The sequence below is a fragment of the Moraxella sp. CTOTU49803 genome, assembly GCF_032097965.1.
GTDB lineage: Bacteria > Pseudomonadota > Gammaproteobacteria > Pseudomonadales > Moraxellaceae > Faucicola > Faucicola tetraodonis.
The window spans coordinates 1-2,235 of sequence record NZ_DAMCJP010000027.1 but is presented as its reverse complement, the minus strand read 5'-3'; the positions used below and the strand labels follow the sequence as shown (position 1 = coordinate 2,235).

The 2,235-nt window shown below is 35.8% G+C and carries 3 protein-coding genes; all 3 read left to right on the top strand.

The window, feature by feature from the left end; genetic code table 11:
- Positions 1 to 1,069 (top strand): replication initiation protein RepM (repM, locus tag RT422_RS12130; protein ID WP_313422539.1); only part of this gene is annotated, 1,069 nt, incomplete at its 5' end.
- A 461-nt stretch (positions 1,070 to 1,530) separates the two neighbouring features.
- The gene (locus RT422_RS12125; RefSeq protein ID WP_112346140.1) at positions 1,531 to 1,734 is read left to right on the top strand and encodes a hypothetical protein; all 204 of its coding nucleotides are present in this window, start codon (positions 1,531 to 1,533) and stop codon (positions 1,732 to 1,734) included.
- A gap of 69 nt (positions 1,735 to 1,803) precedes the next feature.
- On the top strand, positions 1,804 to 2,049 hold the full coding sequence (locus RT422_RS12120; protein ID WP_112346141.1) for a hypothetical protein: 246 nt from the start codon (positions 1,804 to 1,806) through the stop codon (positions 2,047 to 2,049).
- The last annotated feature ends 186 nt before the right edge of the window (positions 2,050 to 2,235 follow it).

The window sequence follows — 2,235 nt, the reverse complement described above, 5'->3', positions numbered from 1 at the left end:
GTTTATTTACCCATATCAGTACGTTTATTTACCCATATCAGTACGTTTATTTACCTTTTTAGTACTTGTATATTTATGTACTTATAAGTACAATAAAAAAAACGTACTTATTAAGGTATTCAATATGTCTAAATCTGATTTAGTAGTTAAAACCAACCAATTAAATTCAGCAGTTCAAAACCTTTCTTTGCCCGAATTACGCATTATTCAGCTCGCTATAGTGGACGCTCGTGAAACTGGCAAGGGGCTAGACACTAAAACACCCTTACGCATTGATGCCATGCGCTATGCTGACGCTTTCGACACTACACGGCAAAACGCCTATATTTTGATGAAACAATCAGAAGAAACGCTTTTTAATCGCCGTTTCACCTACTTTGACCGTGAAAAAAAGCCTATAAAATCGCGTTGGCTTCAAGATGTCCGCTATTTAGATGATGAAGGGGCTATTGAAGTATGTTTCACTCGCCTGGTGGTCGAATGTATTACACGGCTAGACGGTGCAGAGCAATTTTTTACCCAATATATGCTTAGCCAAACGGCAAACCTAAACAGCGTGTATTCTGTGCGCCTGTATGAGTTGCTTATCCAATGGAAAACGGCAGGAAAAACGCCTGTGTTTGAATTATCGCTATTTCGGGGGCAAATGGGTCTTGATGATGGCGAATATAGAGATATGAGTAATTTTAAAAAGCGTGTTTTAGATTTGGCGGTAAATGAGATAAACGAAAAAACAGATTTAACCGTTTCATACACTCAAGAAAAGAAAGGGCGGTTAATTCATGGTTTTAAATTCACAGTTAAACAGAAACAGGTTCAAAAACCGTCCAAAAACGCGCGTATTGACGATAAAGACCCTAATACCCTAGATATGTTCCATAAACTCACAGAAAAGCAAATAGGCGTGTTTTCGCGCAAATTAGCAGAATTACCAGAATTAGGTAGTAAAGCACCAATGGGCAAAAGTATGGACGAATATACGCAAATAATCGCTAATGACCTGCGTAACGCTGAAAAACAAGCTTTTTACGCGCCTTACTTGGCTAAACTGGGTTTTAAGGGGTCGTAGGGGTTTACCCATGCCGAAATTGAGTTGTGCTGTTTGCAACTCGAATTCTCGCCCTTTGGGTTTTTCCTAAGGTCGAATTTTTGGACAATGTGGCGCGCCTGGTGTTCCAATTACTGCTTGGTGTATGTCGCCACTTGATCCAAAAATTGACCCAACAAGCCGTTAGGCGCGTTAGTAGAAATTTAGTATTATTATATTAGTAGATTTTTGTTTACTAATAAGCGGGGCGGGGGGCGCATGGCTTGCCCACTGCCGACACACCGCACCGCGAAAAAGTACACATACTTTGGTAGTGTACTTATGCGAAAAAAAATGCGTTTTGATTTTTTCATATTCTTTAAAATCAATAACTTATGGTTTTTATGCGTAATACTTAGTAACAATTAAGTACACATTTTGCAATAAATCAGCATATAATTAGTATATACTAATTATATAAACAGTGTTTAAAAGGTGAATAAATGCAGCATAATGAAGATGATTTTAACTTTGAAGATGATGAAAATATATTAGATGCTTCAATTAATTTAAGGATTAATAGTAAACTGAAGTCAGATTTTGAGAAACTTTGTAAAAAAAATCATTCTTCTATGTCTAGAGAATTGAAGCTTTATATTTCAGCTTGTTTAGAGCGAAAAACATTAAAGTTAGATAAGTATTATTAACAAACGCATGATTAATAATGCCAGTTATTAATCATGCTAACCACAATGAACTAACAAGGAGTTCAAATTATGGCTGTAAACGATAATATCAAATTATTGGGTAAGCGCGTTGGTTACTGGTCAGATGAGTTTAAAGATGATGAAGGATATGTAATTTCACCTTCAGAATTTTTTACTGGTCTTGTCGTTGGCGCTATTGTTCCAATGAAAGGGTATGAGAAAATGGCTGGTAATGATGTTTTGCTTTTACAAGATGGTCAAGATGAGCCTGATTTTGTTAATGGCGAACGTAACTTTGAAATATTAGAAAATTAATCATTTTTCAGTTATTAAAACCTAGTTATTTTGACTAGGTTTTTTTATGCAAAAAAGGTTTTTAATGCTTTTAAATGCTTTTAAATGCTTTTAGCTACTCTGTACGCCTTACTATTACTGGGCTGTAGCTTCCATATCAGTACGTTTATTTACCCATATCAGTACGTTTATTTACCCATATCAGTA